Origin of the sequence: Streptomyces sp. NBC_00820 (assembly GCF_036347055.1) — a bacterium.
GTDB lineage: Bacteria > Actinomycetota > Actinomycetes > Streptomycetales > Streptomycetaceae > Streptomyces.
Window position 1 is genome coordinate 4,888,335 of the sequence record NZ_CP108882.1, and the last position, 26,817, is coordinate 4,915,151.

Sequence of the window (26,817 nt, forward strand, 5' to 3'; positions counted from 1 at the left end):
TCCCGCGAGAGCCCCCTCAGAGCCGGTGTGCGGCTCCCGTGGGGGTCACTCCGCGGGTGTCCAGCAGCAGCTGGGCCTTCACGGACAGGCCCTGGAGGTCGTACGTGCGGTGCGGCTGGAGCAGGATCGTGAGGTCGGCGTCGGCGGCGGCCTCGTAGAGGGAGTCCGCGCGCGGCACCGGGCGGTCCAGGACGTTCCAGGAGGCCACCAGCGGGTCGTGGTAGCTGACCGAGGCGCCCAGCTCCATCAGCCGGAGCGCGATCTCCCGCGCGGGTGTGCCCTGCTGGTCGGCGAGGTCGGCCTTGTAGGTGACGCCCAGGAGCAGCACGCGCGCGCCCCGGGCGGACTTGCCGTGCTCGTTGAGCAGGGCGGCGGCGCGCTGGACGACGTACCCGGGCATGCGGTGGTTGACCTGCTGGGCCAGTTCCACCATGCGCAGGCCGCGGCTCGCGTGGCCGGTCAGGTCGTGCGGGACGCCGTGCCCGCCGACGCCGGGCCCCGGCCGGAACGCCTGGAAGCCGAACGGCTTGGTCTCCGCGCAGCGGATGACGTCCCACAGGTCGACGCCCAGGTCGTGGCAGAGGACGGCCATCTCGTTGACCAGGGCGATGTTCACGTGCCGGTAGTTGGTCTCCAGCAGGTGCACGGTCTCCGCCTCGCGCAGCCCGCGCGCGCGGACCACCTTGTCGGTGAGCCGTCCGTAGAAGGCGGCCGCCGACTCCGTGCAGGCGGGGGTGAGGCCGCCGATGACCTTCGGCGTGCCCGCGGGGCTGTGGCCGCGGTTGCCGGGGTCGACCCGGCTGGGTGAGTAGGCCAGGTGGAAGTCGCGGCCGGCGCGCAGTCCGGAGCCCTCCTCCAGCAGGGGCCGCAGGAAGTCCTCGGTGGTCCCGGGGAGCACGGGCGACTCGAGGATGACCGTGATGTGCGGGCGCAGCCGCGCGGCCAGGGCGCGGGCGGCCGCCTCGACCTGGGTGAGATCGACCCCGCCGTCGGCGTCGCGCGGGGTGGGCGCGCAGATCACCGCGGTGCGCACCCGGCCCAGCTGGGCCGGGTCGGTGCCCGGGCGGAAGCCCTCGGCGTGCATCCGGCGCAGCTCGGCGGCGCTGAGCGGGCCCGCCTCCGGGCCGGTGGCGTATCCGATGGTCGGGATGCCGGCGGCGACGGCTGCCTGGGCGAGCGGCAGGCCGTAAGGCCCGAGTCCGATGATGGCGAGGTCTGCGGGCATGGCGTGGGCAGTCCTTCCCAGTAGCCGAAGCGGGACAGGTGCGCAAGCCCTGTGGACTGGACGAGCGAGCGCACAGTCAGACTAGGTACAAATATGACCGTTATGTGTGATTGTGTTCGTGTGTCTTCCGTGGGTTGTGTGCCAGTTGTCCACAGGCTGGGAGCCCGTGGTGGCTGAAGTCGGGCAACGCGGTCAGAATTTGGGCATGAGAAGGGGGCGCGGGGATGAACCGGGCTTCGCCCACCGGGTGCGGCTGACGCGAGCGGGTTGTGCGAGAGCGGGAGGCAGCGGTGAGGACAGCGACTCTGGATCCGGCGCAGCGCGCCGAGGACCTGGCGGCGATGGCGGAGCACGAACTGGACGTGCTGGTGGTCGGCGCCGGGATCGTGGGCGCCGGCACCGCGCTGGACGCGGCCACCCGCGGCCTGTCCACCGGCCTCGTCGAGGCCAGGGACTGGGCGTCCGGCACCTCCAGCAGGTCCAGCAAGCTCATCCACGGCGGCCTGCGCTATCTGGAGATGCTCGACTTCGCGCTCGTCCGTGAGGCGCTCAAGGAACGCGGCCTGCTGCTGGAGCGGCTCGCCCCGCACCTGGTCAAGCCGGTGCCCTTCCTCTACCCGCTCCAGCACCGGGGCTGGGAGCGGCTCTACGCCGGCTCCGGCGTCGCGCTCTACGACGCCATGTCCATGGCCCGCGGACACGGCCGGGGCCTGCCGATGCACCGCCACCTGAGCCGCCGTCACGCCCTGCGCGTCGCCCCCGCCCTGAAGAAGGACGCCCTGGTCGGCGCCCTCCAGTACTACGACGCCGAGGTGGACGACGCCCGCTTCGTGGCGACCCTGGTGCGCACGGCGGCGTCGTACGGCGCGAAGGTCGCCAACCGCGCGCGCGTGACCGGGTTCCTGCGCGAGGGCGAGCGGGTCGTCGGCGTCCGCGTGCAGGACGTGGAGGGCGGCGGGGAGTACGAGATCCGGGCCCGGCAGGTCGTCAACGCCACCGGCGTGTGGACCGACGACACCCAGGCCATGGTGGGGGAGCGGGGCCAGTTCCACGTCCGCGCCTCCAAGGGCATCCACCTGGTCGTACCCAAGGACCGCATCCACTCCAGCACCGGCCTGATCCTGCGTACCGAGAAGTCCGTCCTGTTCGTCATCCCCTGGGGCCGGCACTGGATCATCGGCACCACCGACACCGACTGGGACCTCGACAAGGCCCATCCGGCCGCGTCCAGCGCCGACATCGACTACCTGCTGGAACACGTCAACTCCGTACTCGCGGTACCGCTGACCCGCGACGACGTCGAGGGCGTGTACGCGGGCCTGCGGCCGCTGCTGGCCGGCGAGTCCGACGCCACCAGCAAGCTGTCGCGCGAGCACACCGTCGCCCACCCGGTGCCGGGACTCGTGGTCGTCGCGGGCGGCAAGTACACGACCTACCGGGTGATGGCGAAGGACGCCGTCGACGAGGCGGTGCACGGGCTCGACCGGCGCGTCGCCGAATCCGTGACGGAGGAGATCCCGCTGCTCGGCGCGGAGGGCTACCCGGCGATGTGGAACGCGCGCGCCCGCATCGCCGAACGCTACGGACTGCACGTGGTCCGCGTGGAACACCTCCTCAACCGCTACGGCTCGGCGGCCGAGCAGGTCCTGGAGCTGATCGCCGCCGACCCCACCCTGGGCGAACCCCTGCGGCACGCCGACGACTACCTGCGCGCCGAGATCGTCTACGCCGCCTCGCACGAGGGCGCCCGCCATCTGGACGACGCGCTCACCCGGCGCACCCGCATCTCCATCGAGACCTTCGACCGGGGAACCCGCAGTGCCCGCGAGGCCGCCGAACTGATGGCGCCGGTGCTCGGCTGGGACGCGGACCAGATCGAGCGCGAGGTCGAGCACTACGAGAAGCGGGTGGAGGCCGAGCGGGAGTCCCAGCTCCAGCCCGACGACCTGACGGCGGACGCGGCACGGCTGGGGGCACCGGACATCGTGCCGTTGTAGGCCGTGGACGTGGCCGTGACCCCTGCGCCGGGCGCGCGTCACGGGCCCGCGGTCGTCTGTTCGTCGGGCGCGCGATGCAGACCCCGTGCCCGCCCGTCGGGTGCGCGTGGCAGGCCGCCGGCCGTACGGCGGATGCGAAGGCGCCCGTTTCATCGGGCGTGAGTGTGGAACTCGGGTGAGGACAAAGCCGGTTCGGACCGGGACCCGCCCCCGGGCGCGTGCTCGGGTGGCGGGCGCTCGCCGGAGGCAGGGCCGGTGGCGCCGGTATGGACGCCGGTATGGGCGGCGGTGTCCGAAGGGTCGGCATCGGGGGATCCCTCCGCGTCGGCGGCCCTCGTCCCGGTAAGCGGAAAACGTCGGTCCGAGCGTGTCCCGGCACCCGGGCGGGCGGGGTACGGACAGGGGCACCCTGGGCGTCGGCCGCTTGTCGGGTGAGAGACAATGGAGGCTCTGTCAGGGCGGGTTGCATGAGGGGACGCATGTCGGAGACGGAGCGGGCGGGGACATCCCGTCAGGAGACTCGTCGGGACAAGAGCGAGCGTCGTCTTCTCGCCGGGCGGTACCGGCTGGGAGACGTGCTGGGTCGCGGCGGCATGGGCACGGTCTGGCGCGCCGAGGACGAGACCCTGGGCCGGACGGTCGCCGTCAAGGAACTGCGGTTCCCGACGAACATCGACGACGAGGAGAAGCGGCGCCTGATCACGCGCACCCTGCGCGAGGCCAAGGCGATCGCCCGGATCCGCAACAACAGCGCGGTGACGGTCTTCGACGTGGTCGACGAGGACGACCGCCCGTGGATCGTCATGGAGTTGGTCGAGGGCAAGTCCCTGGCCGAGGCCATCCGCGAGGACGGCCTGCTGAAGCCCAGGCGCGCCGCCGAGGTCGGTCTGGCCATCCTCGACGTGCTGCGCTCCGCGCACCGCGAGGGCATCCTGCACCGGGACGTGAAGCCGTCCAACGTCCTCATCGCCGAGGACGGCCGGGTCGTGCTCACCGACTTCGGCATCGCGCAGGTCGAGGGCGACCCGTCCATCACCTCCACCGGCATGCTCGTCGGCGCCCCCTCCTACATCTCCCCGGAGCGCGCCCGAGGGCACAAGCCGGGCCCCGCGGCCGACCTCTGGTCACTGGGCGGCCTGCTGTACGCGGCGGTCGAGGGCGTCCCGCCGTACGACAAGGGCTCGGCGATCGCCACCCTCACCGCGGTGATGACCGAGTCCCTGGAGGAGCCCAAGAACGCGGGGCCGCTCCGGGACGTCATCTACGGCCTGCTCACCAAGGACCCCGCCCAGCGGCTCGACGACGCCGGCGCCCGGGCCATGTTCAACGCCGTACTCCAGGCGCCCGAGCCGGAGCCGATGGACGCCACACGGGTCGTCCCGCTGCCGGCGCAGCCCGACGCCCCCGAGGGCAAGCGCGGGGAGAAGGGCGAGGAGAAGCTGCGCGGCGCGCTGCGCTCGGTCCGCAAGGCGGCCGGGGCGGCCGGCGCGGCCGCGACCGCGCGGTCGAAGAACGGCGCGGACTCGCAAGACGCGTCCGCCGGAGCCGCGGCCGGAGCCGCCGCCGGTACCTCCGGTGCGGCGAGCGCGCCCGGGCAGGGCGCCGCGGGAGCGTCGGGCCGTCCGGGGACACCCGGTTCCGCCACGCCGAACTCCAGCGCGAACAAGTCGAGTTCGGGCTGGCCCGTGATGCCGCCGCCGGATCTCGACCTCACGCCGCGTCCGGTACCGAGGGCGTCGATCACCGACGTGGTGCCCAAGCGCACGCTGGTGATCATCGCTGTGGTGGTCGTCCTCGCGGTGCTCGGCACCGTCCTGGCCGTCACCCTCGGCGGCGACGACAAGGGCGGCGAGAACGCGGGCGGCGCCAAGACGGCCGCGAGCGCCGGTGCCTCCACCGGGCAGGACAAGGGCAAGGGCGGCGCGCCGGGCTCCGACGACGGCGCGCGGACGGACGGCAGCGCCACGGCGAGCGCCAAGGCCGGCTCCGCCACGTCCGGTACCTCCGGCACGGCCGACTCCGCGTCCGCGTCCGCGTCCGGCAGCGACGGCGACTCCGGCTCGTCCGGTTCGAAGGACGCCGGGAGCGCCCCCGCGGTGTCGACGCGCAAGAGCGGACAGGGGTACTCCATCGGGCTGCCCAAGGGCTGGAAGTACAAGTCCAGCGATGGCGCCGGCGACCGCTACACCGGTCCCGAGGGACAGCGGTTGCTGGTCGGCTGGACCAGCACGCCCAAGAGCGATCCCGTGGCGGACTGGACCAACCAGGAACGCGGCATGGTGCGCCACCAGTACAAGAGGATCCACATCGAGAAGGTGGACTACCGCGGCTGGAACACCGCCGACTGGGAGTTCACCTACGTCGACGACGGCACCAAGTGGCGCTCCATCGACCGGGGTTTCGTCGTCAACGGCCACCTCGGGTACGGCCTGATGTACACCGCCAAGGCCGCCCGCTGGGACAGCGCGCTGCGCGAGGGCACCTGGAAGACGCTGACGGAGTCCTTCGAACCCAAGTCGTGACCTGAACGAGCCCGGGTTGGGAGCGGGAGAATCGCCCATCCCTCATTGCGCGTTGCCTCCGGCACGTATCGTGAATGGTTGAGGACCGTACGCATCCGCGTGTGGACGCGTACGGCCCGCATGGCGAACGAACGTGAACGACCGGGCGGCCGGGGGAGGCAACGTGGACGAGTATGCGGGCCGAGTCCTCGCCGATCGCTACCGCCTGCCGCTGCCCCCCGCCGACGAGTACGAACTGACCGAGACCCTGGCGTTCGACACCTACAGCGGACAGGAAGTGCTGGTCCGTCAGGTGCCGTTGCCCGAGGTCGTCGAGGCCGAGGTGCTCGACGCGGAGGGGCTGCCCGAGGGTTTCACCGCGCGCGAGCGCGGAGCGCGCCGCAACCCGGCGGCCCGGACCGCCACCCGCCGGCCCACGGACCCGGCGGTGCGCCACGCGGTCGAGGCGGCGCAGGCCGCCGCCCGCATACCCGACCACCCGCGCCTGGACCAGGTCTTCGACGTGTTCGCCGAGGGCGGTTCGCTGTGGATCGTCAGCGAGTCCGTCTCCGCGCGCCCGCTGTCCGCGCTCCTCACCGAGCAGCCCCTGACGCCGTATCGCGCTGCCGAGGTCGCCTCCGACGTCCTCATGGCCCTGCGCGTCCTGCACGCCCACGGCTGGGTGCACCGCAATGTCACCGCCCGCACGGTCCTCGTCTGCGACGACGGCCGCGTGATGCTGACCGGCCTCGCGGTCGGCGCCGCGGAGGAGGCGCTGTGCGGGTACGACCCGGTGCCGGCCCAGGACGAGCCGGCTGTGGGACCGGTCGGTACCGGGCCCCTTGGTGCCGGACCGGTCGGTGCCGGGCCGGTCGGCGGGGCCGAGGGTCCGGGGCGCGCGGGTGGGACGTTCTCCGGCACCGGTTCTGCTTCTGGCTCCGGCTCTGGTTCCGGCTCCGGCTCTGGTTCCGGCTTCCGCTCCGGTGCGGCAGGTGCTCTGCCGGCGGCCGGGACCGTTCCCCCCGCTGACGTCGACCCCGAGGCCGCGCGCCGGGCCGCGATACAGGCGCGGGCCGCCGGTGGACTGCCGGCGCCGGGCACGAACGAGGCCAACGGCGGTGGTGCCGGTGGTGCCGGTGGTGCCGGGGCCGCGGGGCGGCCGGCGGTGGAGAGCGGGGACGACATCCGCGCCGCTCGGGCCGGGGCCATCGCCGCGTACCGCGCGGGCGCCCGGGCCGCGGCCCGCGTGCAGGAGTCCCAGCAGGACGGCCGCGCCGCCCTGCCCGCCGCCCGCCCTCCCGCCGAGGGCGACAGCGCCGTAGCGCCCCGGCCGCCGTACCCCGCCGTGCCGGGCGGCACGGCCCCCGGCCGGACCGCCGACCCGTACGGGGTGCGGGGCCGGCCCTGGCACGGCGCCTCGCCCCGCACCGGCCCCGACGCCGCACCGGCCCCGGCGGGCGGTGCCCCCCAGCGGCCCGGGCCGCCGGCGAACGAGCAGGGAACCGGTACGGCGCCCGCTCCCGGCCACCCCCACGCGCCCGCCCGCACCCCGGCCGGCGCCCCCGCCCTCCCCGCCCAGAGCACCGGGCCCTCCCGCTGGGACGACCCCGGCGCGGGCGGTGCCCCTTCGCGTGGCCCCGGGACCGCCATCGCGGCCGAGCGGGCGCGGCAGGTGCGGATGACCGTGGTGGGGCCCGTGACGGAGCGGTGGGCGCCGGAACAGGCCGGGCCGGTGCACGAGAACTGGCAGCTTGCGGCGCCGATCGGCCCCGCCACCGACCTGTGGGCGCTCGGCGCGCTGCTCTTCCGGGCCGTGCAGGGGCACGCGCCCTACCCGGAGGAGTCGACGGCCGAACTGGTGCAGCTGGTGTGCGCGGAGCCGCCGGCCTTCGCCGAGGAATGCGGTCCGCTGCGGCCCGTCGTGGAGTCGTTACTCCGTCAGGACCCGACCGACCGGCCGGACTTCGAGGAGCTGAGCGGCTGGCTGCGCTCGCTGGTGCGGTCCGCGCCCGAGCCCGACGCGGGGATCAACGTCGTACCGGTCCCGCCCGCCGATCCGCGCCGCCTGCCGATCGTGCGGCGGCGCGGCGAGCTGGTACGGCGGCGGCGCCGATCCCGGTTGCCCGCGACGCATCCGCACGCCCGGCACAAGCGGGCCCGCGAGGAGGAGCGTTCACCGCGCCGCCTCGGCCGACTGCTGCTCGTACTCATCCTGCTCCTGCTCGCCGGTGCGGTCGCCTACGCGATGATGTTCCTGCCGAAGCGGGGGGAGGGCGACGCCGCGGGCGGTCAGCGCACCGGGGCCGCCGGGCAGGTGAGCCCCGCGCCCTCCCAGGAGAACCGGCCGTCCTCGGGGCAGAGCGCGCCGGACGACCGCTCCTCCGCGTCCGCGCCCTCCACCGGGGCCCAGACCGACGGCGGCGCCTCCGCCGGTGACGGCTTCACCCTGCGCGACGACCCGGACGGATTCCGGATCGCCGTCGCCAAGGGCTGGGGGCGGACGCCCCGCAACAGCAGCGGCCAAGTCACGTACACGCACGGCAACTTCACGCTGGTAGTCGTACCGGGTCGGGACTCCACCGCGGCCTACGGCACCGACCCGATGGTCTACCAGCGGGACAAGGAGCGGGAGCTCCAGCCGTACCGGGACTCCAGCTGGGCCACGGCGTCCGGGCTGAGGACCATCGAGGTGGGCGGACGGACCATGGCCGAGGGGCAGTTCACCTGGACCGACGCCCAGGGACGTGACCTGTACGTGCGCAACATGGCGATGCTGATCGCCGGCCGCTATCACCTCGTGCAGGTCAGGGGTCCTGAGGCGGAGCGGGACGAGGTCACTCGGCTGTACGAACAGGCCACCACCACCTACCGCTACACCGGTTGAGCGTTTCGCGTCCCGGCCGGGTGGACCACGTTTCGGTTCCCGTCCGAGCGAAGAAGCGACAACCGTCACAGTGCGGATACCGTGCCGCCCCGCCGGTTCCCTGAGGGCAGGACGGTCCCTAGTCTGGCTCCTGACAAGAGCATTGCGGGGCAACGTGAATCAGATGCAGGGGCTGCTCATAGCGGGCCGCTACCGGCTCGTCGAAGCCATCGGCAGCGGCGGTATGGGCCGGGTGTGGCGTGCCCACGACGAGGTGCTGCACCGGAAGGTCGCCGTCAAGGAGCTGACCGCCGCGCTCTACGTGTCCGAGGCCGACCAGGCGGTGCTGCTCGCCCGCACCCGGGCCGAGGCACGCGCCGCCGCGCGCATCAACCACTCCGCGGTCGTCACCGTGCACGACGTCCTCGAACACGACGGCCGCCCGTGGATCGTGATGGAGCTGGTCGAGGGCAACTCGCTGGCCGACGAGATCAAGGAGCGCGTCCGCATCGAGCCGCGCGAGGCCGCGCGTATCGGTCTGTGGGTGCTGCGCGCGCTGCGTGCCGCGCACAAGGCGGGTGTGCTGCACCGGGACATCAAGCCGGGCAACGTGCTGCTCGGCCGCGACAGCAGGGTGCTGCTCACCGACTTCGGCATCGCCCAGATCGAGGGCGACTCCACCATCACCCGCACCGGCGAGGTCGTCGGCTCGGTCGACTACCTCGCGCCCGAGCGGGTGCGCGGCCACGACCCCGGCCCCTCCTCCGACCTGTGGGCGCTCGGCGCCACGCTGTACACGGCCGTCGAGGGCCGCTCGCCGTTCCGCCGCACCTCGCCGCTGAGCACCATGCAGGCGGTCGTCGAGGAGGAGGCGGAGGAACTCCGCCACGCCGGCCCGCTCGCCCCCGTCATCACCGCCCTCCTGCGCAAGGAGCCGTCCCAGCGACCCGGCGCCGAGGAGGCCGAGCAGATGCTCGCCGAGGTGGCGGAGGGACGCCGGCCGCGCGAGGCCGAGGCGTTCGTGCCGACGCAGGGCGCGGGCGTGGACAACCGTGGGAACTACGGGGAGAGGGAGGGGACTTCGAGGTACGGCTCCGGGGCCGCGACTTCGGCTTACGCGCCGGGGGCCGGGCCCGACGGCAGGGACCGTTCCGTCACCGTCCTCTCGGAGGTGGGACCGGCCACCGCAGGGCCCGCAGCCGGGTCGTACTCGGCACCGGCCCGCCCCCGGCGCCGACTGCGGATGCTCGTGCTGGTCGTCGCGGTCGCGGCGATGATCGGCGGCGGCGCGGCGGTCGGGTACCAGCAGTGGGAAGCGAAGCGGCTGGCCTCCGGCCCGGGAGGCACTGTCCCCGACAGGACGACCCCCGGCTCGGGAGGCACTGTCCCCGACAGGCCGACCCCCGGCTCGGGCGGCACCGTCCTCAGTGGCTGGGAGCGGCGCAATGACCCGCTGGGCTTCAGCATCTCCCTGCCCAAGGGGTGGAAGCGGTCCGTCTCCATCGACGAGGACGGCCTCCGGCAGGTCGACTACTCTCCCGACAAGGGCAAGCACCTCGTGCGGGTCGCCGTCGACACCGCGCCGGACTTCCGCACCTCGTACGAGCACATGAGCTACCTGCAGCGGCCGGTCTCACGGCGGCTGCTGGACTACAGGCAGCTCAGCCTCAAGGAGGAGCTTTTCCGCGACCTGCCGGGCGTCCGCTGGGAGTACACGTGGGACGCGCTGGCCAAGGACGCGCCGCACTACTTCCCGGGGCCCTACCATGCGATCGACGTCGGTTACATGGAGAGTGACGGCACCGAGTACGCCATCTACTCGGCTTCGCCGGCCGACGACTGGGCCACCACCAGAAAGCAGTTCGACTGGATCCTGCGGGGATTCCAGGAGGGCTGATCCGAGCGGAACGGAAGGTTCCGCTGTCGCTGTGGCCGCTCTCGTCGCCCCGGAGCGGGCGTTGCTGGAAATGGCCGTGCATCCGCCTGCTCCGACTGCGGCTCAGGCGGTGCAGGCGGGCCGGGGGTTCAGGCGTTACAAGTACGGACTATCTTGCCCGAGTTCATGACCGCCACCTCCGCGCCTATGTAGTCGAGAGAATCGACGGTGGGCGCCGCGTAAGTGGTGAAGGAGACAGTCGTTCCGTTTCCGTTGGCGTTGGAATGCCAGGGCCATTCCGTCACCCATCCCGAGGAATCGTCAACGGAAATGAATCGAATGGCCACAGAGTTACCATCGGCAGAGGTGTCCTTGACCCAGCCGCTGATGTCCACATGGTGGCTCGACCAGTTGGTGAACGAGAGGCTTCCCGAGGCACCGGTCGTCGAGCACCCGGCGCTGGTCGCCGCGCTGGCATCGGCCACGGTGGTCGTGGCGAATATGGCCGCTGCGGCGACACTCGTGACGGAAAGGCGCTTCAACATGTTTCCCATAAGGAAAAGATAAGACTTCCGCGATTTGCGTGACAGTGTGATTCCGGCCGCCCGTATTGCCCTGTATGAAGAATATATCTTGCCGATTTTCCATGCTTTGCATCTTTTTCGAAGCACGTTGTGGCCGAAAATGATCGCACGCCGCCGGGTCGCCGCCACCGGATGTCCTGGGGCGGCGGCATACTTGGCCGATCGCCGCCACGGAAGGCGTCCGTCCGGTGCGGCATGATGGGCGTATGGCATCCGAGGGGGACGACTCCCGCGTGATCGCGGGCCGTTACCGCCTGGAGGCACGCATCGGGCGCGGCGGCATGGGCGTCGTGTGGCGGGCCACCGACCAGGTGCTGGGGCGCCGGGTCGCGGTCAAGGAGCTCGGACCGGACGACGACGCCCGGTCGGCGGACGAGGCCCTCCGCCGCCGTGAGCGTACCTTCCGCGAGGCGCGCGCGGTCGCCCAGTTGCGGCACCCGCACATCATCGTCGTGCACGACGTCGTCGAGCAGGACGAACGCCCGTACATCGTGATGGAGTTGATCGACGGCGACTCGCTCGCCGCGTGCGTCGCCGCACACGGTCCGGTCGACGCCGCCGAGGCCGCCCGGATCGGCATCGCCCTGCTGAGCGCGCTGCGCACCGCGCACGAGGCCGGGGTACTGCACCGGGACATCAAACCCGCGAACGTGCTGATCGAGTCCGGCACCGGCCGGGTGGTGCTCACCGACTTCGGCATCGCGCAGGTGTCCGGCGCCACCACGCTCACCGAGACCGGCTCGTTCGTCGGCTCTCCCGAGTACACCGCTCCCGAGCGGATGTCCGGGCTGCGCACCGGCCCGGAGTCCGACCTGTGGTCGCTGGGCGCGCTGCTGTGCACGGCGCTCAGCGGCGAGTCGCCGTTCCGGCGCGACTCGCTCGGCGGCATCCTGCACGCCGTCGTCGCCGCCGAGATCCGGCCACCCGCCCAGGCTGAGCCGCTGCTGCCCGTCGTACGCGGCCTGCTGGAACGCGATTCCGACCGGCGGCTGGGCGCGGCGGACGCCGAGCGGATGCTGCGGGCGTTCCTGGAGACCGGCCACACTCCCGCCGCGCCGGGCACTGCGCGGACACCGGGCACACTGGGCACGGGGCTCGTGTCGCGGCTCGGCGTGGGACGCGGCTCGCGGTCCGGTGGCTCCGGGGAGCGCACGTCCGACACGCCGTACGCCCGCGACGCCCCGCACGCCCGCGACACTCCGTATGCCCGCGACACCTCGTACGACCACGAAGGCGTGCACGCCCTCGACGGCCCTTCCGCGCCGTACTCGCCGACCGAGCGCGGAGCGCCGCGCGGGGCCACGGCCGATCCGGGACGGTTCCCGTATCCGGGTGAACAGCCGTCCGCGCCACGGCAGTCCGGGCGCGGGGTGCTGGTCGCCTCGCTGCTCGTGGCGGCGGTCGCCGGGGCGGGAGTGTCGGCGGCCGTGCTGCTGCTCCACCAGGGCGGTGACGGGGGCGGCGGCGCGCCCGGCGGTACGGCGAGCAGCCCGGCGGCCCGTACGAGCGTCAGCACCGCGCCGCCGACCACGGCCGTCACCGGCACGTCCCCCACCGCCGGCCGAGGCTCTTCCCCGACGGCCCCCGTGATCAGCGCGTCCGCCTCCGCTCCGACGCACACGGCGCCCTCCGGCTACCGCACCGCCCACGACCCGGCGGGCTTCTCCCTCGCCGTACCGGAGGACTTCGCCCGTGAGCGGCAGGGCGAACGCGTCTTCTACTTCTCTCCCGAGGAGACCTTCCGCCTCGGCATCAAGGTCACCGAGCCCGAAGCCGGCGGTCCGCTGGCCGTGTTGAACCGTGAGGCGGCCGACGGGCCCCGTACCAACCCCGGTTACCACGACGGCCGGGTCACGAAGACCGCACACGCCGGACACCCCGCCGCGCTCTGGGAGTTCACCTGGAACGGCTTCAGCGCCGACGAGGGCACGCGCCACACCTACGACCTGTGCTGGGAGGAGGACGGCCGGATGTACGACGTGTGGGTGTCGGCGCCGGTCGGGAAGGTGCGCGAGGCCCGGGAGTACTTCGACGTGGCGGTGGACACCTTCTCGGTGGCCGTCCGCTGAGAGTGCGGATCGCGAATCGCGGAGCGCATGAACAAGGCGTAGAACAGGGCGAGTTGGCGGCAAGTGTGTCGCTTCGGTGGTCCGGTGCGAGGGGCTCTTGCCGGTCCGCGTGCCCCCTGACCGCACGCTTCGACAAGGGCGGCGTGCGCACGGTACTCATGTGGCATGAGTGAAGACGGTGAACACCCGTCCGACGGGCCTCTGATCGGCGGGCGCTACCGGCTCGTCGCGCGCATCGGCTCCGGGCCGACCGGCACCGTCTGGCGCGCCCGTGACGAGCAGGAGCACGGGGACGTCGCCGTCAAGGAGCCTCTGCTGCCCGCGGACCCGGCAGTCGACGAGGAGAGCGCCCGGATCGCGCACCGGCTCTGGCACGAGGCCCGCGCCGCCACCCGGGTACGGCACCCCTCCGCCGTGACGCCCCGCGACGTCGTCACCGAGGACGGACTGCCCTGGATCGTGACCGAGTTGGTCGAGGGCGAGTCGCTGCGGGAGGCCGTACGGCGCGGACCGCTGCCGCCCGCCGAGGCCGCCCGCGTGGGACTCGCCGTCCTCGGGGCGCTGCGGGCGGCCCATGCCGTCGGGATCGTGCACCGGGACATCAAGCCCGCCAACGTCCTGATCGAGTCCGGCAGCGGGCGGGTCGTCGTCACCGACTTCGGGATCGGCGACGGACACGCCGCCGGACACGCTGAACACGCCGGGCAGGGGCGTGACACCCCGGCCGGCTTCGTCGCGCCGGAGCGGACGAACGGGATCGGCGCAGGGCCCGCCTCCGACCTGTGGTCCCTCGGGGCGCTGCTCGCGGACGCCGTCGAGGGCGGCGACGCCGGCCCGCTCGCGCCGCTGCTGGCCCGCCTGCGCGCGCCGGAGCCGGAGGGACGGCCGCGCGCGGAGGAGGTCGCGGGGGTGCTGGAGGCGTACCTCGGTGTCAGGGCGGGTGCGGAGAAGGCATGGGAGGCGGGCGCGGAGGGGGCTCGAGCGGCGGCGGCGGAGGGCGCCTGGGAGCCCGGGGCGGAGAAGGTCCGGGAGGCCGGCCCGACCGCGCCGTCCGCCGCACCGACCCCCCTCACCGCCGATCCGTCCGCCTCGCCGCCCACTTCCACTCCCGCCCCCACCCCGTCCACCTCACGCGCCACCCCCGGAACCCGCCGCCGCACCCCCCTCGCCGCGCTCGGCCTGCTTCTCGCGAAGAAACCCGGAGCCGAGTGATCGACACCCGACAACGCCCTGATCAGCGCATTCACTGCCAGTGATCGCTGGCGGAGAGTGTGCACTCGGTGAAAGCCCGTTACCGACGGGTACACAAACTTCCCGGTGCGTCATACCCTGCGCCTCATGACGGACTCGCAGGCTGCCCTGGACCGCACCGGTACCAACCCGCTCGCCCCCGCCCCCGAAGGCGTCCGCACCGCCGCGGACGTGGTCACCCCCGAGCTGGTGGCCCAGTTGACCAAGGGTGTCGTCGGCTCCGGCCGTACCGCCAACCACACGCCGTTCACCGGCGAGAAGCTGGCCGACCTGCCCGAGTCCACCCCGGAGGACGTGCTCAAGGCCTTCCAGGCCGCCCGCGCCGCGCAGGTGGTGTGGGAGAGGACGCCGGTACGGCAGCGCGCCGCGGTCCTGCTCCGTTTCCACGACCTGGTGCTGGAGCGGCAGGCCGAGGTCCTCGACCTGATCCAGCTGGAGACCGGCAAGGCCCGGCTGCACGCGCACGAGGAGGTGCAGGCCGTCGCCATCGCGGCCCGCCACTACGGCCGCAAGGCCCCCGGCTACCTGCGGCCCAAGCGGCACACCGGCGCCGTGCCGGCCCTGACGAAGGTCACCGAACTGCGCCATCCGCGTGGGGTGGTGGGCCAGATCGCCCCCTGGAACTACCCCCTGGAACTGTCCGTCGGCGACGCGCTGCCCGCGTTCGTCACCGGCAACGCGGTCGTGATGAAGCCGGACACCGAGACCTGCCTCACCGCCCTGTGGGCGCGTGACCTGCTCATCGAGGCCGGACTGCCCGAGGGCGTCTTCCAGGTCGTCCTCGGCGAGGGCCCGGTCGTCGGCCCGGAGGTCGTGAAGCACGCCGACTACGTCTCCTTCACCGGCTCCACCCGCACCGGCCGCGAGGTCGCCCAGAGCGCCGCGGCCCGCCTGGTCGGCGTCTCCCTCGAACTCGGCGGCAAGAACGCCATGCTGGTGCTGGACGACGCCGACATCGAGAAGGCCGCCGCGGGCGCCGTCCGCGCCTGCTTCTCCTCCGCCGGACAACTCTGCATTTCCATCGAGCGGTTGTTCGTCCACGAGTCCGTCGCCGACGCCTTCCTGGAGCGCTTCGCCGCCCGCACCAAGGCGATGCGGCTCGGCAACTCCCTCGCCTACGGCGCCGACATGGGCTCGCTGGTCGGCGAGCGGCAGCTGAAGACCGTCGAACAGCACGTGGAGGAGGCCGTCGCCAAGGGTGCGAAGGTCGTCGCGGGCGGCGTGGCCCGCCCGGACGTCGGCCCCTACTTCTTCGAGCCCACCATCCTCGACGGCGTCGAGGACTCCATGGCCGTCTGCGAGGAGGAGACCTTCGGGCCGGTCGTCTCCGTCTACCGCTTCAAGACCGACGACGAGGCGGTCGAGCGCACCAACGCCACGCCGTACGGCCTGAACGCGTCCGTCTGGACGACGAGCCCCCGCCGCGCCCTGGACATCGCCTCCCGGATCCGCACCGGCACGGTCAACGTCAACGAGGGCTACGCGCCCGCCTACGGCAGCGTGCAGTCCCCGATGGGCGGCATGAAGGACTCCGGCCTCGGCCGCCGCCACGGCTCCGAGGGCATCCTCAAGTACACCGAGGCCCAGACGGTGGCCCAGCAGCGGCTCCTGCCGATGGCGCCCTCGCTGGGTATGGACGACGAGAAGTACGCCCAGTTCATGAGCCGCAGCCTTCGCCTCATGAAGGCATTCCGCTTCCGCTAAGCCGCTCCACCGGACCACCCGTTCTCGACGAGGAGAGCACGTGTCGCAGGAGAAGTCCGTCCAGACCCGGGACGAGAACGAGGACGAGACCGTGGACGCGAACGATGCCGGGTACGACTACGACGTCATCGTGATCGGATCAGGGTTCGGCGGTTCCGTGTCCGCCCTGCGCCTGACCGAGAAGGGCTACAAGGTAGGCGTCCTGGAAGCCGGCCGCCGCTTCACCCGCGACAGCCTGCCCAGGAACTCCTGGGACCTGAAGAACTACCTGTGGGCGCCCAGGCTCGGCATGTACGGCATCCAGCGCATCCATCTGCTGGGCAACGTAATGGTGCTGGCGGGCGCGGGAGTCGGCGGCGGCTCGCTGAACTACGCCAACACCCTCTACGTGCCGCCGAAGCCCTTCTTCGACGACCCGCAGTGGCGGGACATCACCGACTGGCAGGAGGAGCTGAAGCCGTACTACGACCAGGCGCAGCGCATGCTCGGCGTACGGCTCAACCCGACGACGACCCCCTCCGACGTGCACCTCAAGGCGGCGGCCGAGCGGATGGGCTGCGGTGACACCTTCCACATGGCGCCGGTCGGCGTGTTCTTCGGCGACGGCGAGGACGCCGACGGGAAGGCGAAGGCGCGGCCGGGCCAGGAGGTCGCCGACCCCTACTTCGGCGGCGCGGGACCGTCCCGCAAGGCCTGCACCGAGTGCGGCGAGTGCATGACCGGCTGCCGGCACGGCGCGAAGAACACCCTCAACGAGAACTACCTGCACCTCGCCGAGAAGGCGGGCGCTGTCGTCCACCCGCTGACGACGGTCGTGTCCGTCACGGACGACTCGCGCGGCGGCTACGCGGTGGCCACGCTGCCCACGGACCGGAAGAAGGACGACGGGCGGCTCTTCACCGCCCGGAAGGTCGTCCTGGCGGCCGGCACCTACGGCACGCAGACCCTGCTGCACCGCATGAAGGCCGTCGGACTGCTGCCGCACGTCTCCGCCCGGCTCGGCGATCTGACCCGCACCAATTCGGAGGCTCTGGTCGGCGCCCAGACCGACAACCGCCGCTACCGCAAGGCGCACGGCGCGCCGAAGGTCGACTTCACGCGCGGCGTGGCCATCACCTCCTCCGTCCACCCGGACGCCAACACCCACATCGAGCCGGTCCGTTACGGCAAGGGCTCCAACTCGATGGGCGGCCTGACGGTCCTCCAGGTGCCGTACACCGAGGGATCGTCCCGTGCCCTGGCCTGGCTGGCGAACGCGGCCCGGCACCCCGTGCAGGTCGCCCGTTCCCTGTCCAACCGGCGCTGGTCGGAGCGGACCATCATCGGCCTGGTGATGCAGTCGCTGGACAACTCCCTGACGACGTACCTGAAGCCCGACGGCATCGGCAAGGGCCTGCTGACCGCCCGGCAGGGCCACGGCGCCCCGAACCCCATGCAGATCAAGGCCGCGACCGAGGCCGCCTCGGTGCTCGCCGCCGAGATCAACGGCTTCCCGGGCAGCAATGTCGGCGAGCTGATGGGGACCCCGCTGACCGCGCACTTCCTCGGCGGCTGCCCCATCGGCGACTCCGCCGAGACGGGCGTGATCGACCCCTACCACCGGGTGTACGGCCACTGGGGCATCTCGGTGGTCGACGGCGCCGCCGTATCGGCGAACCTCGGCGTCAACCCGTCGCTGACGATCACCGCGCAGGCCGAGCGGGCCATGTCGTACTGGCCGAACAAGGGCGAGGCGGACCCGCGTCCGGCGCCGGGGGCGGCGTACGAGCGGCTGAAGCCGGTGGAGCCGCTCCACCCGGCGGTCCCGGCGGAGGCGTTCGGCGCGCTGAAGCTGCCGTTCCTGGGGATGCCGACGGTGCCGCCGAAGCGGTGACACGGGGCGGTGGCGGGCGGAGCGCGGTGGCCCGGGAGCCGTGGCGGGAAAGAGGCGAGGGACCTGCGTCCCCCTCCGAACGCAGGTCCCTCGCTTCTTACCGTCTTCTTGATCCGGCAGCAGGTTTGATCACCGGGGGATGCGAAGGGTTGCGCCGCCGGTACGGGAATTCGATGTGATGTGGGTCACGCGCCTGGGCATCCGGCTGTCCGGCTGCGCGGACCTGGGTGCCCGGTCGCTGTCCGGGCACAGAGAAGGGCCCCGCGGGAGTCGAGCCGCGGGGCCCTTCTTTCGTCAGCACCGGCGTCAGGGCGGCGCCGGTGCCTGGGAGCGGCGCCGGGGGTTGCGCCGCTTGCTCTGTGGTCCTGACCACCGGCGGGCGATGGTGCAGGGCAATGCCGTTGTCGCAATGCCGTTGTCTGCGCGGGGACTTGGGGGGCTTCTACGCAGCGTGCGCGATGCACGGGGCATCCGCAACCGTTTGGCACGGCAGTAGTGCATTTTTGCAGTTTTCCGCCGATCGGCCCCGGGCGTCCCCGGAGCCGACCGTTTCTCTTGGATGACCGGGCTGCTGTCCCCTGCCGTCCGGTCACTTTCCTGGAGCGAGGTCCCACGGCGCACGGCACGACCCGTACGCCTCATCGCTCCAGCGAGCCACGCGTGGTTCTGTCGGGCCCGCCCCTGGATGGCACGGACACCGGGCTCAACGAAGCGGTCCGCGAGCCGGTCACGCGCCGTACGGGTGAGGGCGCGGTCGAACTCAGATGCGACCCCGGCACAGCTCCAGCAGGGTCATCGAGAGCGCGGTGCCCGGCTTGCCCAGGGCGTCCCGGTAGCGGCCGAGGATCTCCATCTCGCGGGAGAGGTGCACCCGCCGCCCGCCGGAGGCGATGCGGGTCTGCTGGACGACGGCGGAGACGGCCATCCGCTCCTGGATGAGGCCGATGATCCGGTCGTCGAGCGCGTCGATGCGCTCACGCGCGTCGGTGATGGTCTGTTCCGCGGTCAGGGTGGTCATCTTCGGGGCTCCTCGAATCGAAGTGGTGAGTGCCCCGGACCGGCAGAACCCGGAAAACGACAGGCGCCCCGGGCCTTGTCGGCCCGGGGCGCCTGGAAAGTCGCTCGGCGTTGCGCTCAAGCAGCTCGACCATGGCAGCCGGCGGGCCGGTTGCCATAGGTAAAGAGGAAGGTCGTCTGCGTGAGCATGCGGCCAGTATGCCACGCGGGCGTGGCGGCCGCGGGCGGAGCCGGTCGGCGCGCAGACAGGTGTCCCACGCCCGCCCCGTTAGACTCGGTAGCACAGCCCCCCGCCCAACCGCCGGAAGGCACCCCGTGTCATCAGCGCCTCAGCCTGCCGCCGCCCCCGACACCGTCCTGGTCGTCGACTTCGGCGCGCAGTACGCCCAGCTCATCGCCCGTCGCGTCCGCGAGGCGCGGGTCTACAGCGAGATCGTGCCCAGCACCATGCCGGTCGCGGAGATGCTCGCCAAGAACCCCGCGGCGATCATCCTCTCCGGCGGCCCCTCGTCCGTGTACGAGGAGGGCGCCCCCCGCCTCGACCGCGAGCTGTTCGAGGCCGGCGTCCCCGTGTTCGGCATGTGCTACGGCTTCCAGCTGATGGCGCAGGTCCTCGGCGGCACCGTCGACAACACCGGCTCCCGCGAGTACGGCCGCACCGACCTGCACGTCTCCAAGTCGGGCTCCACCCTCTTCGAGGGCACCCCGGACGAGCAGCACGTGTGGATGTCGCACGGCGACGCCTGCTCCGCCGCCCCCGAGGGCTTCACCGTCACCGCGTCCACGGACGTCGTCCCGGTCGCCGCCTTCGAGAACGACGAGAAGCGTCTCTACGGCGTCCAGTACCACCCCGAGGTCATGCACTCCACGCACGGCCAGCAGGTCCTGGAGCACTTCCTGTACCGCGGCGCCGGCCTCAAGCCCGACTGGACGACCGGCAACGTCATCGACGAGCAGGTCACCGCGATCCGCGAGCAGGTCGGCGACAAGCGCGCCATCTGCGGCCTGTCCGGCGGCGTGGACTCCGCCGTCGCCGCCGCCCTCGTCGCGCGCGCCATCGGCGACCAGCTGACCTGCGTGTACGTCGACCACGGTCTGATGCGCAAGGGCGAGACCGAGCAGGTCGAGAAGGACTTCGTCGCCGCGACCGGCGTCAAGCTGGTCGTCGTCGACGCCGAGGAGCGCTTCCTCAACGCGCTCGCCGGGGTCTCGGACCCCGAGGAGAAGCGGAAGATCATCGGGCGCGAGTTCATCCGCGTCTTCGAGCAGGCCCAGGCCGAGATCATCGCCGACGCGGGCCCGGCCGTGGAGTTCCTGGTCCAGGGCACCCTGTACCCGGACGTGGTCGAGTCCGGCGGCGGCACCGGCACCGCCAACATCAAGTCGCACCACAACGTCGGCGGCCTGCCCGAGGACCTCGAGTTCCAGCTGATCGAGCCGCTGCGCAAGCTGTTCAAGGACGAGGTCCGCATGGTCGGCCAGGAGCTGGGCCTGCCGGAGGAGATCGTCCAGCGCCAGCCCTTCCCCGGCCCCGGCCTCGGCATCCGCATCGTCGGCGAGGTCACCAAGGAGCGCCTGGACCTGCTCCGCGACGCCGACGCCATCGCCCGCGAGGAGCTGACCGCGGCCGGCCTGGACCGCGAGATCTGGCAGTGCCCGGTGGTCCTGCTGGCGGACGTCCGCTCCGTCGGCGTCCAGGGCGACGGCCGCACCTACGGCCACCCGATCGTCCTGCGCCCGGTCTCCTCCGAGGACGCCATGACGGCCGACTGGTCGCGGCTGCCGTACGACGTCCTCGCCCGCATCTCCACCCGGATCACCAACGAGGTTCGCGACGTCAACCGCGTGGTCGTCGACGTGACCTCGAAGCCCCCGGGCACCATCGAGTGGGAGTAGTCCCGCTCGCTTTGAAGGTCACGTCCGCCTGAGAGTCCGCACCGGCTCTCCGGGCTTCCAGACCTGGACGACCAGATACTTCTCGTCCTCGACGTAGGTCCGCACGACCTCCGTCAGCTCGGTGCGGAAGAGGTGGAACGGCTGCGGCGGTTCCACCTCTTTCACGTACCCGGCCTTGGGACCGCCGTCGCCGACCTCGTACGCGCGCCCGCCGATCCGCACGTCCCCGCCGCCCGCCCCGGTTCCCTCGCCCGGGTTCGCCTGGAGCGTGAAGCGCGGGTCGCGCAGCAGATCCCGGGCCTTGAGGGAGTCCGGCATCATGCCGAGCCACAGCTCGCCCCCGGTGAAGCGGACCTCCAGGCCGGAGGTCCGCGGGGAACCGTCCTTGCGGAGGGTGGCGAGGACGTGGTGCCGGAAGGCGTCGAAGCGCTCCTCGACGGTCCTGGCGAGGCCCGGTTCGGCGAGGGTGAAGGCTGCCCAGTTCATGCGCGCCAGTCTCACCGGTAAACCCGACACCTTCTGTCGTGTATCCGCCGCACATGCCATCTTCACGGAACATGCCTGCCCTTCAGGGCCGCCCGGCGGTACCTTCGCGCCCGTACGTCCCGTACGTCCGCCCCCACGCTGGAGGACCTGCCCTATGCACGGGCCCACCCCGCCCCTGCCGCTGCCCACCGATCAGCTGCGGTTCGCGATGCCGCCGATGCACGCCACGGTCGAGGACGAGCGGCGGCACCGCAAGGAAAGGCTCGCCGGCGCTCTGCGGATCTTCGGCCGCGCCGGACTGGAGGACGGTGTGTCGGGGCACATCACCGCGCGCGACCCGGAATTCACCGACTGCTTCTGGGTCAACCCCTTCGGGCTGCCCTTCAGGCAGGCCACCGTCGGCGATCTCGTCCTCGTGAACCGGGACGGACAGGTGGTCGAGGGCGGCTACCACGTCAACCAGGCCGCGTTCACCGTGCACGCCCAGGTCCACGCGGCCCGCCCGGACGTCGTCGCCGTGGCGCACTGCCACTCCGTGCACGGCCGCGCCCTCGCCGCGCTCGGCGACCTCATCGACCCCATCACCCAGGAGAGCTGCGCCTTCTACGAGGACATCGCCCTGTACGACGCCTACAGCGGCGTCGCCGTCGACGCGGAGGAAGGCCGCCGCATCGCCGCCACGCTCGGCTCGCGCAAGGCGCTGGTGCTGCGCAACCACGGGCTGCTCACCGTCGGGGACTCGGTGGACGCGGCGGCCTGGTGGTTCCTGTCGCTGGAGCGGTCGTGCCAGGTGCAGCTGATGGCCAAGGCGGCCGGGCGGCCGGTCCTCATCGACCACAAGCTGGCCGCCGCCACCCGCGAGCAGCTCGGCGGCGACCTGGTGGCGTGGATCAACTACCAGCCGCTGTGGCAGGACATCAGCCGCAGCGAACCGGACCTGCTCAGTCGAACCCCCTGAGCACCGAGGCCTTGGTCCGCGCGAACTCCTCGTCGGTGAGCACCCCGTCCCGGTGCAGCTCGCCCAGCTCCCGCAGCCGGCGCAGCAGTACGTCATGGTGGCCGGCCTGCGCCGGTACGACGACGCCGGGCCGGTCCCGGCCGTCCCACGCCTCCTGGGCGTCCCGTGTCTCCCGCGCCTCTGGTGCGTCCCGTGTCTCCTGGGCGTCCCGTGCCTCCCGACAGCCATGGCCGTCCCGGGTGGGGGCCGCGCGGGCGGACGGGTGCGGCAGCCGGGCGGTGACGGCGGTCGCGACCAACGCGGTCAGCAGGTCGCGACGGGCGCTGCCCCACAGGTCCAGCGCGTGGACGTCACGCGCGGGCGGCAGACGGGAGAACAGCGTCTCGCGGGTGACGAACCGCAGGAACCCGCTCTCGGAGCCGGAGTTGGGCAGCCACTCGACCTGCACCAGGTCGGCCAGGCCGATCACCTGCGGGCCGCTCGCGCGCTTGATCCGGTTGGAGGTGTCGGCCCAGTCCACCCGCACCTCGGTGCCGTCGAAGGAGACGGTGCCGTCGGAGGACCGCACCGAGACCGGTACCGGCGGCCCGGCCAGCAGATAGGACCGCGTCGGTCCTTCGGGCACCTGTTCCAGCAGCAGTGCCCGCCGGATCTCCTCGGCTACGTACTCGGCCACCCCCGTGCGGTCCGCGTCCACGGTCAGCCGGTAGGGGTCGGCCTCGTCCGGCAGCCGGCCGCCGGTGGCCCGCAGCAGCGGGTCGGCGCCCTCGCGCAGCAGCATCCGCAGCCGGCCGCCCCTGCGTTCGGGCTCGTGGACTACGCCCGCGACGGCTTCCAGCGGTACGACGATCTCGCCGTACGTCTGCCGGAACAGCGGCACGGAACGGTGCAGTCCGGGGGTGATCCTGACCGCGCTGCCGTCGAACTCCCAGGTCCCGTCCCGCTGGATGATCTCGGCCATACGGCGATTCTCGCAGCCGGGTCAACGCGCGGGCCCCGGCTTCACCCGCCACGACCCGGACCGGCGGATACCGGCCGCCCGGCGTAGGGCACAATTCGTCGTCAGTGCTGGGGAGTTGCAGGGCCGATCCGCGTACCGCGGATGACTTCGGCCGTGTCACGGGTCGAAGGAAGGCGGGCATCGGTCGTGGCGGTGCAGGAGGCAAGACAGGGCACGGCGGCGGATGCCGGGACCGCCCACGGGGGCGGCTGTGTGTGCGGGGACTGCCCGCGCGGGGCACGTGAGGGGCACCGGCGGGCCGTCGCCGCGTTCCTGCGCCGGCGCGACGAGTTCGCGGCCGGTGAGGGGCTGCCCGCGGCCGTGGCGCACTCGGCGTCGGCGTCCCGGCAGTGGGTCTCCGCCGAGCTGGCGCAGCGGGCGGGGGAGGTCGCCGAGCGCGGCCGCACCGAGGGTGAGGCCTGGCTCGCCGGGCTGTGGCTGCGCACGGTGTGTGCCGTCTGGGGCGCGGTCGTCGTCCTGCTGCTCGCCGAGGCGCTCACCGCGGTCGGCGCGGGCTGGAGCAGCGCCCGCACCGCCGCACTGCTCGCCGCGCTCGTCGTCGCGGGCGCGGTTACGGCGGCCGCCCGGTTCCACCGTGCGCGCGGCGGAGCGCTGGCCCCGGTGATCGGCGACGACAACCGGATGACCACCTCCCGCACGGTCGCCGCCTGCTGGGTCCTGTTCGTCGTCTACGCGATCCTGCTGCTGGCCGGCCGACTGGCCGCCGCCTCCGACCACGCCGAGCGCGACGCCCTGATCTCCGGCCTCGACCTCGCGCGCGGAGCGGGCGTGGTGACCGTCGTCGCCGTGGTCTGCGGCATCGCCGTCGTGGTCCGCCGGGTGGTCGGGCTGCGGATCGCCGGGCAGCGGCTGCAGAAGGTGCCGGCCCACCGGCCGCACGCCGCCGACCTGCTGACGGACGACTCCGGCCGCGGCTCCTTCGCCGACATCCAGTACGTCGTCATCAGCGCCGTCGCCCTGGTGTTCGCCGCCGTACGGCTGGCCCGCCGCCCCGACCAACTGCCCGACCTGCCCTGGGGCCTGGCGGTCGTGGTGCTGATCTCGGCCGCGACCTACCTGGCCGGCAAGTACGCCGAGGGCGGCCGTCCGGTGATCCTCTCCGTGGTCCGCGCCCGCGAACCCGGCGACCTGGACGGCCCCATCCGCACCGGCGACGACATCGAGATCCGCGGCACCGGCTTCGTCCCGCCCGGCGCGCAGAGCGCCGACCAGCTTGCCCGCATGGTCGTCCGCATCGGCGCGGTCGACGTCCACGTCCCGCTGGTCCCCGTCACCGGCGGCTTCCGCAATCCCACCGACACCGTCCTGACCGTCCCCGTACCGGCCGAGGTGGAGCCGGGCCCGGTGGAGGTACAGGTGGTGACCGCGGCCGGCGTGCCCACCAACCGGTACCCGGTCGAGGTCGCGGACTGAGAGACGGCCGGCCTCAGGATCCCGTCGCGCCCTAGTGCTGCCCCGCAGAAGTTCGTAGAGGGGTGCCGATCACGCTGTCTTGAGTGGGGTGCCGTCATAGGTCCAGCGGTACGGCTTCGCGGTCTTGTTGTGCTGGATGACGTAGGCGTCCAGCTTGTCGATGAGGTGGTCTCGGCTGCGGAAGTCGCCGTTGCGCAGGACCCGACGTGTCAGGGAGGAGAAGAACAGCTCGATCTGGTTCAGCCAGGAAGCGTGCGGGGGTGTCCAGTGGACGTGCCAGCGCGGGTGGGCGGCCAGCCATGTCTTTGTGTGCTTTGCCGTGTGCGAGGAGCCGTTGTCGAGGACGATGTGGATGTCTTTGGCGGGGTCGATGACCGTATCGACCTGTTCGAGGAAGGCGGTGAAGGTGGCCGCGTTGTTGCGCGTGATGGTCTCGGTGAGGACTTCACCGCTTCGTACATCCAGTGCTGCAACGAGGGAGGCGGTGCCGTGTCGGCGGTATTCGAACTCCTGCCGGGCCATTCGTCCGGGCCGGGGCGCCTGCCCAGGGTGGCGTCGGGATCGTGCGGCGATTGCGGTCTTCTCGTCGATGGAAAGCACCACCGCGCCCTCGGGTGGGTTGAGGTACAGGTTGCAGACGTCGGTGGCCCGTTGCCAGAAGTCCGGAGTGTCCCGGCGGGTGAGCCAGCCCCGCACCCGGTGCGGTTTCAGATCCAGGTCCGCCAGGATGCGGCCGACCTGGGACGGTGAGATCTCGGCGAAGGCCGTGCCCGCGACCTGCGCGGCGATCCTGCGATGCGACCAGGTTGACTCCGGGTACGGGGGCGCGCTGGTGGCGGCGGCCACGACGGCGACGCGCACCTGTGGTCCGTAGAGGCGGGGCCGGCCGGAGCGTTGCGCGTCGGCCAGAGCGGCTACGCCGTCGGCGGCGAACCGGCCCCGCCACTTGCGCACCGTGTTGACGCTGATCTTCAGCTCGCGTGCGATCGCGGCGTTGGTCAGCCCGTCGGCCGCTGCGAGAACGATCTTCGCCCGCAGTACCTGCCTCACCTGTGCGGTCACGGAGGTTGCCAGCCGCCGCAGGCGCGTACGCCCTGGCGCGGCGAGGTTCACCACAACCGCCGTTGAAATCGACGTAGTTGGATGAGGCATGGCCGTTTCCTGGCGGCGCGGGCTGGTGGCTGGGGGGCTATGCGAGGGCTGTTGCGAGCACAGAGTGGGGTGCGCGGCCCAACAGTTGACGCAGGTCACCGCCGGTGCGGGACATGAACCCGGCCGCGATGGCGGAGTAGGTACCCACCAGCATCGGCACCTGGAAGGGCTCGGCGCCGGAAGCGGCAATACGGGTGCGGGCCTGGGTAAGAGTCTCCGGCTCGTAGGTCACGTGCGGGCCGTGCGCGCGGGCCAGCTCGCCGCCGCCGATGGCCTGCTCGCCGACGAGTTCGTAGATGCGCCCCGCATGAGCGGGTGCGTCCACCGTCACACGTGCCGCGGCGTCGGCCAGGTCCGCTCGGGCCACGGCGGCCAGTTGGCCCTCTCCGAGCGGGGCTGTGATCCGCCCGTCGGCCGACGGGGCCGCGAGCCAGCCCAGCAACTCTGCATACAGGCCATTGCGCAGGATCGTCCAGTCCATGCCGCTCTCCTGCAGGCGACGCTCGGTCCAGCGGTGCGGCAGGGCGTAGGGGAGGTGATCGCCGTCGGCGGTCAGGCTCGTATAGACGACATGCCTCACGCCGGCCTTCTCTGCGGCGGCGATGGCGGCGCCGTGCCGGGCTATGACGGTGTCGTCCTCGCCGTAGCCCGCGGAGATCAGCAACAGCACATCCACACCTTCGAAGCCTCCGGCAAGGGTGCCGGGCTCGTCGAAGTCGATGCGGCGGACCGGCAGCGGGGCCTTGAGCTGCTGAGGGTCGCGCGTTCCAAGGACGGTGTCGTCGCGGTCGGCCAGCCGTTCGGAGATCAGTGTGCCCAGGGCGCCGGTGGCGCCAGTAATCAGGATCATCAGGGTCTTCCCGTTCCGGTAGGTTCTCTTCGGTAACCGGGATCATCCTGCGGTTTTGTGCCGGGGAACGTAAGGAGGCAC

18 protein-coding genes are annotated in these 26,817 nt (G+C 72.4%); 11 read left to right on the forward strand and 7 right to left on the reverse strand.

What is annotated here, in order from left to right; translation table 11 throughout:
• Positions 1 to 16: 16 nt before the first annotated feature.
• Positions 17 to 1,225 (reverse strand): nucleotide sugar dehydrogenase, encoded by a 1,209-nt coding sequence (locus tag OIB37_RS22220; RefSeq protein WP_330459351.1) that lies wholly within the window; start codon positions 1,223 to 1,225, stop codon positions 17 to 19.
• Positions 1,226 to 1,515: 290 nt separating this feature from the next.
• On the opposite strand from OIB37_RS22220, the gene OIB37_RS22225 reads away from it, so the two are divergent.
• From OIB37_RS22225 to OIB37_RS22240, 4 genes are all read left to right on the forward strand, one after another.
• A complete protein-coding gene (locus tag OIB37_RS22225; protein ID WP_330459352.1) occupies positions 1,516 to 3,222 on the forward strand; it encodes a glycerol-3-phosphate dehydrogenase/oxidase in 1,707 nt (568 codons plus the stop codon).
• 479 nt (positions 3,223 to 3,701) lie between these two features.
• Complete coding sequence (locus OIB37_RS22230; protein WP_330459353.1) at positions 3,702 to 5,744, forward strand: serine/threonine-protein kinase; 2,043 nt, start codon at positions 3,702 to 3,704, stop codon at positions 5,742 to 5,744.
• A gap of 163 nt (positions 5,745 to 5,907) precedes the next feature.
• Positions 5,908 to 8,607, forward strand: a complete 2,700-nt coding sequence (locus OIB37_RS22235) for a protein kinase (RefSeq protein WP_330459354.1) — start codon at positions 5,908 to 5,910, stop codon at positions 8,605 to 8,607.
• Between the two features lie 163 nt (positions 8,608 to 8,770).
• Positions 8,771 to 10,483 (forward strand): serine/threonine-protein kinase, encoded by a 1,713-nt coding sequence (locus tag OIB37_RS22240; RefSeq protein ID WP_330459355.1) that lies wholly within the window; start codon positions 8,771 to 8,773, stop codon positions 10,481 to 10,483.
• Between the two features lie 128 nt (positions 10,484 to 10,611).
• Here the strand turns inward: OIB37_RS22240 and OIB37_RS22245 are convergent, their stop codons facing one another.
• A complete protein-coding gene (locus OIB37_RS22245) occupies positions 10,612 to 11,016 on the reverse strand; it encodes a hypothetical protein (protein ID WP_330459356.1) in 405 nt (134 codons plus the stop codon).
• Positions 11,017 to 11,252: 236 nt separating this feature from the next.
• On the opposite strand from OIB37_RS22245, the gene OIB37_RS22250 reads away from it, so the two are divergent.
• The 4 genes from OIB37_RS22250 (at position 11,253) to OIB37_RS22265 (ending at position 17,943) form a co-directional block, all read left to right on the forward strand.
• Complete coding sequence (locus tag OIB37_RS22250) at positions 11,253 to 13,115, forward strand: serine/threonine-protein kinase (protein WP_330459357.1); 1,863 nt, start codon at positions 11,253 to 11,255, stop codon at positions 13,113 to 13,115.
• Positions 13,116 to 13,280: 165 nt separating this feature from the next.
• A complete protein-coding gene (locus tag OIB37_RS22255) occupies positions 13,281 to 14,327 on the forward strand; it encodes a serine/threonine-protein kinase (RefSeq protein WP_330459358.1) in 1,047 nt (348 codons plus the stop codon).
• A gap of 126 nt (positions 14,328 to 14,453) precedes the next feature.
• Complete coding sequence (locus OIB37_RS22260) at positions 14,454 to 16,070, forward strand: succinic semialdehyde dehydrogenase (RefSeq protein ID WP_330459359.1); 1,617 nt, start codon at positions 14,454 to 14,456, stop codon at positions 16,068 to 16,070.
• A gap of 40 nt (positions 16,071 to 16,110) precedes the next feature.
• Complete coding sequence (locus OIB37_RS22265; RefSeq protein ID WP_443058189.1) at positions 16,111 to 17,943, forward strand: GMC family oxidoreductase N-terminal domain-containing protein; 1,833 nt, start codon at positions 16,111 to 16,113, stop codon at positions 17,941 to 17,943.
• 760 nt (positions 17,944 to 18,703) lie between these two features.
• On the opposite strand, the gene OIB37_RS22270 is transcribed toward OIB37_RS22265, so the two are convergent.
• Complete coding sequence (locus tag OIB37_RS22270; RefSeq protein ID WP_330461928.1) at positions 18,704 to 18,979, reverse strand: chorismate mutase; 276 nt, start codon at positions 18,977 to 18,979, stop codon at positions 18,704 to 18,706.
• A gap of 296 nt (positions 18,980 to 19,275) precedes the next feature.
• Here OIB37_RS22270 and guaA point away from each other — a divergent pair, with 296 nt between their 5' ends.
• A complete protein-coding gene (gene guaA / locus OIB37_RS22275) occupies positions 19,276 to 20,856 on the forward strand; it encodes a glutamine-hydrolyzing GMP synthase (protein WP_330459360.1) in 1,581 nt (526 codons plus the stop codon).
• A gap of 18 nt (positions 20,857 to 20,874) precedes the next feature.
• Here guaA and OIB37_RS22280 read toward each other — a convergent pair whose 3' ends face one another.
• The gene (locus tag OIB37_RS22280; protein WP_330459361.1) at positions 20,875 to 21,342 is read right to left on the reverse strand and encodes a pyridoxamine 5'-phosphate oxidase family protein; all 468 of its coding nucleotides are present in this window, start codon (positions 21,340 to 21,342) and stop codon (positions 20,875 to 20,877) included.
• A gap of 154 nt (positions 21,343 to 21,496) precedes the next feature.
• Here OIB37_RS22280 and OIB37_RS22285 point away from each other — a divergent pair, with 154 nt between their 5' ends.
• Complete coding sequence (locus OIB37_RS22285) at positions 21,497 to 22,300, forward strand: class II aldolase/adducin family protein (protein WP_330459362.1); 804 nt, start codon at positions 21,497 to 21,499, stop codon at positions 22,298 to 22,300.
• Here the strand turns inward: OIB37_RS22285 and OIB37_RS22290 are convergent.
• Positions 22,284 to 23,261: a DUF4429 domain-containing protein gene (locus OIB37_RS22290; RefSeq protein WP_330459363.1), complete on the reverse strand. Its 978-nt coding sequence runs from the start codon at positions 23,259 to 23,261 to the stop codon at positions 22,284 to 22,286. The two genes, OIB37_RS22285 and OIB37_RS22290, sit on opposite strands and share 17 nt — an antisense overlap.
• Before the next feature lie 186 nt (positions 23,262 to 23,447).
• Here OIB37_RS22290 and OIB37_RS22295 point away from each other — a divergent pair, with 186 nt between their 5' ends.
• Positions 23,448 to 24,734, forward strand: a complete 1,287-nt coding sequence (locus OIB37_RS22295) for a hypothetical protein (protein ID WP_330459364.1) — start codon at positions 23,448 to 23,450, stop codon at positions 24,732 to 24,734.
• Positions 24,735 to 24,803: 69 nt separating this feature from the next.
• On the opposite strand, the gene OIB37_RS22300 is transcribed toward OIB37_RS22295, so the two are convergent.
• Entirely contained in the window at positions 24,804 to 25,796 is a 993-nt protein-coding gene (locus tag OIB37_RS22300; protein WP_330457699.1) for an IS630 family transposase, read from the reverse strand.
• Between the two features lie 127 nt (positions 25,797 to 25,923).
• Complete coding sequence (locus OIB37_RS22305; RefSeq protein WP_330457698.1) at positions 25,924 to 26,736, reverse strand: NAD(P)H-binding protein; 813 nt, start codon at positions 26,734 to 26,736, stop codon at positions 25,924 to 25,926.
• Positions 26,737 to 26,817 lie beyond the last annotated feature (81 nt).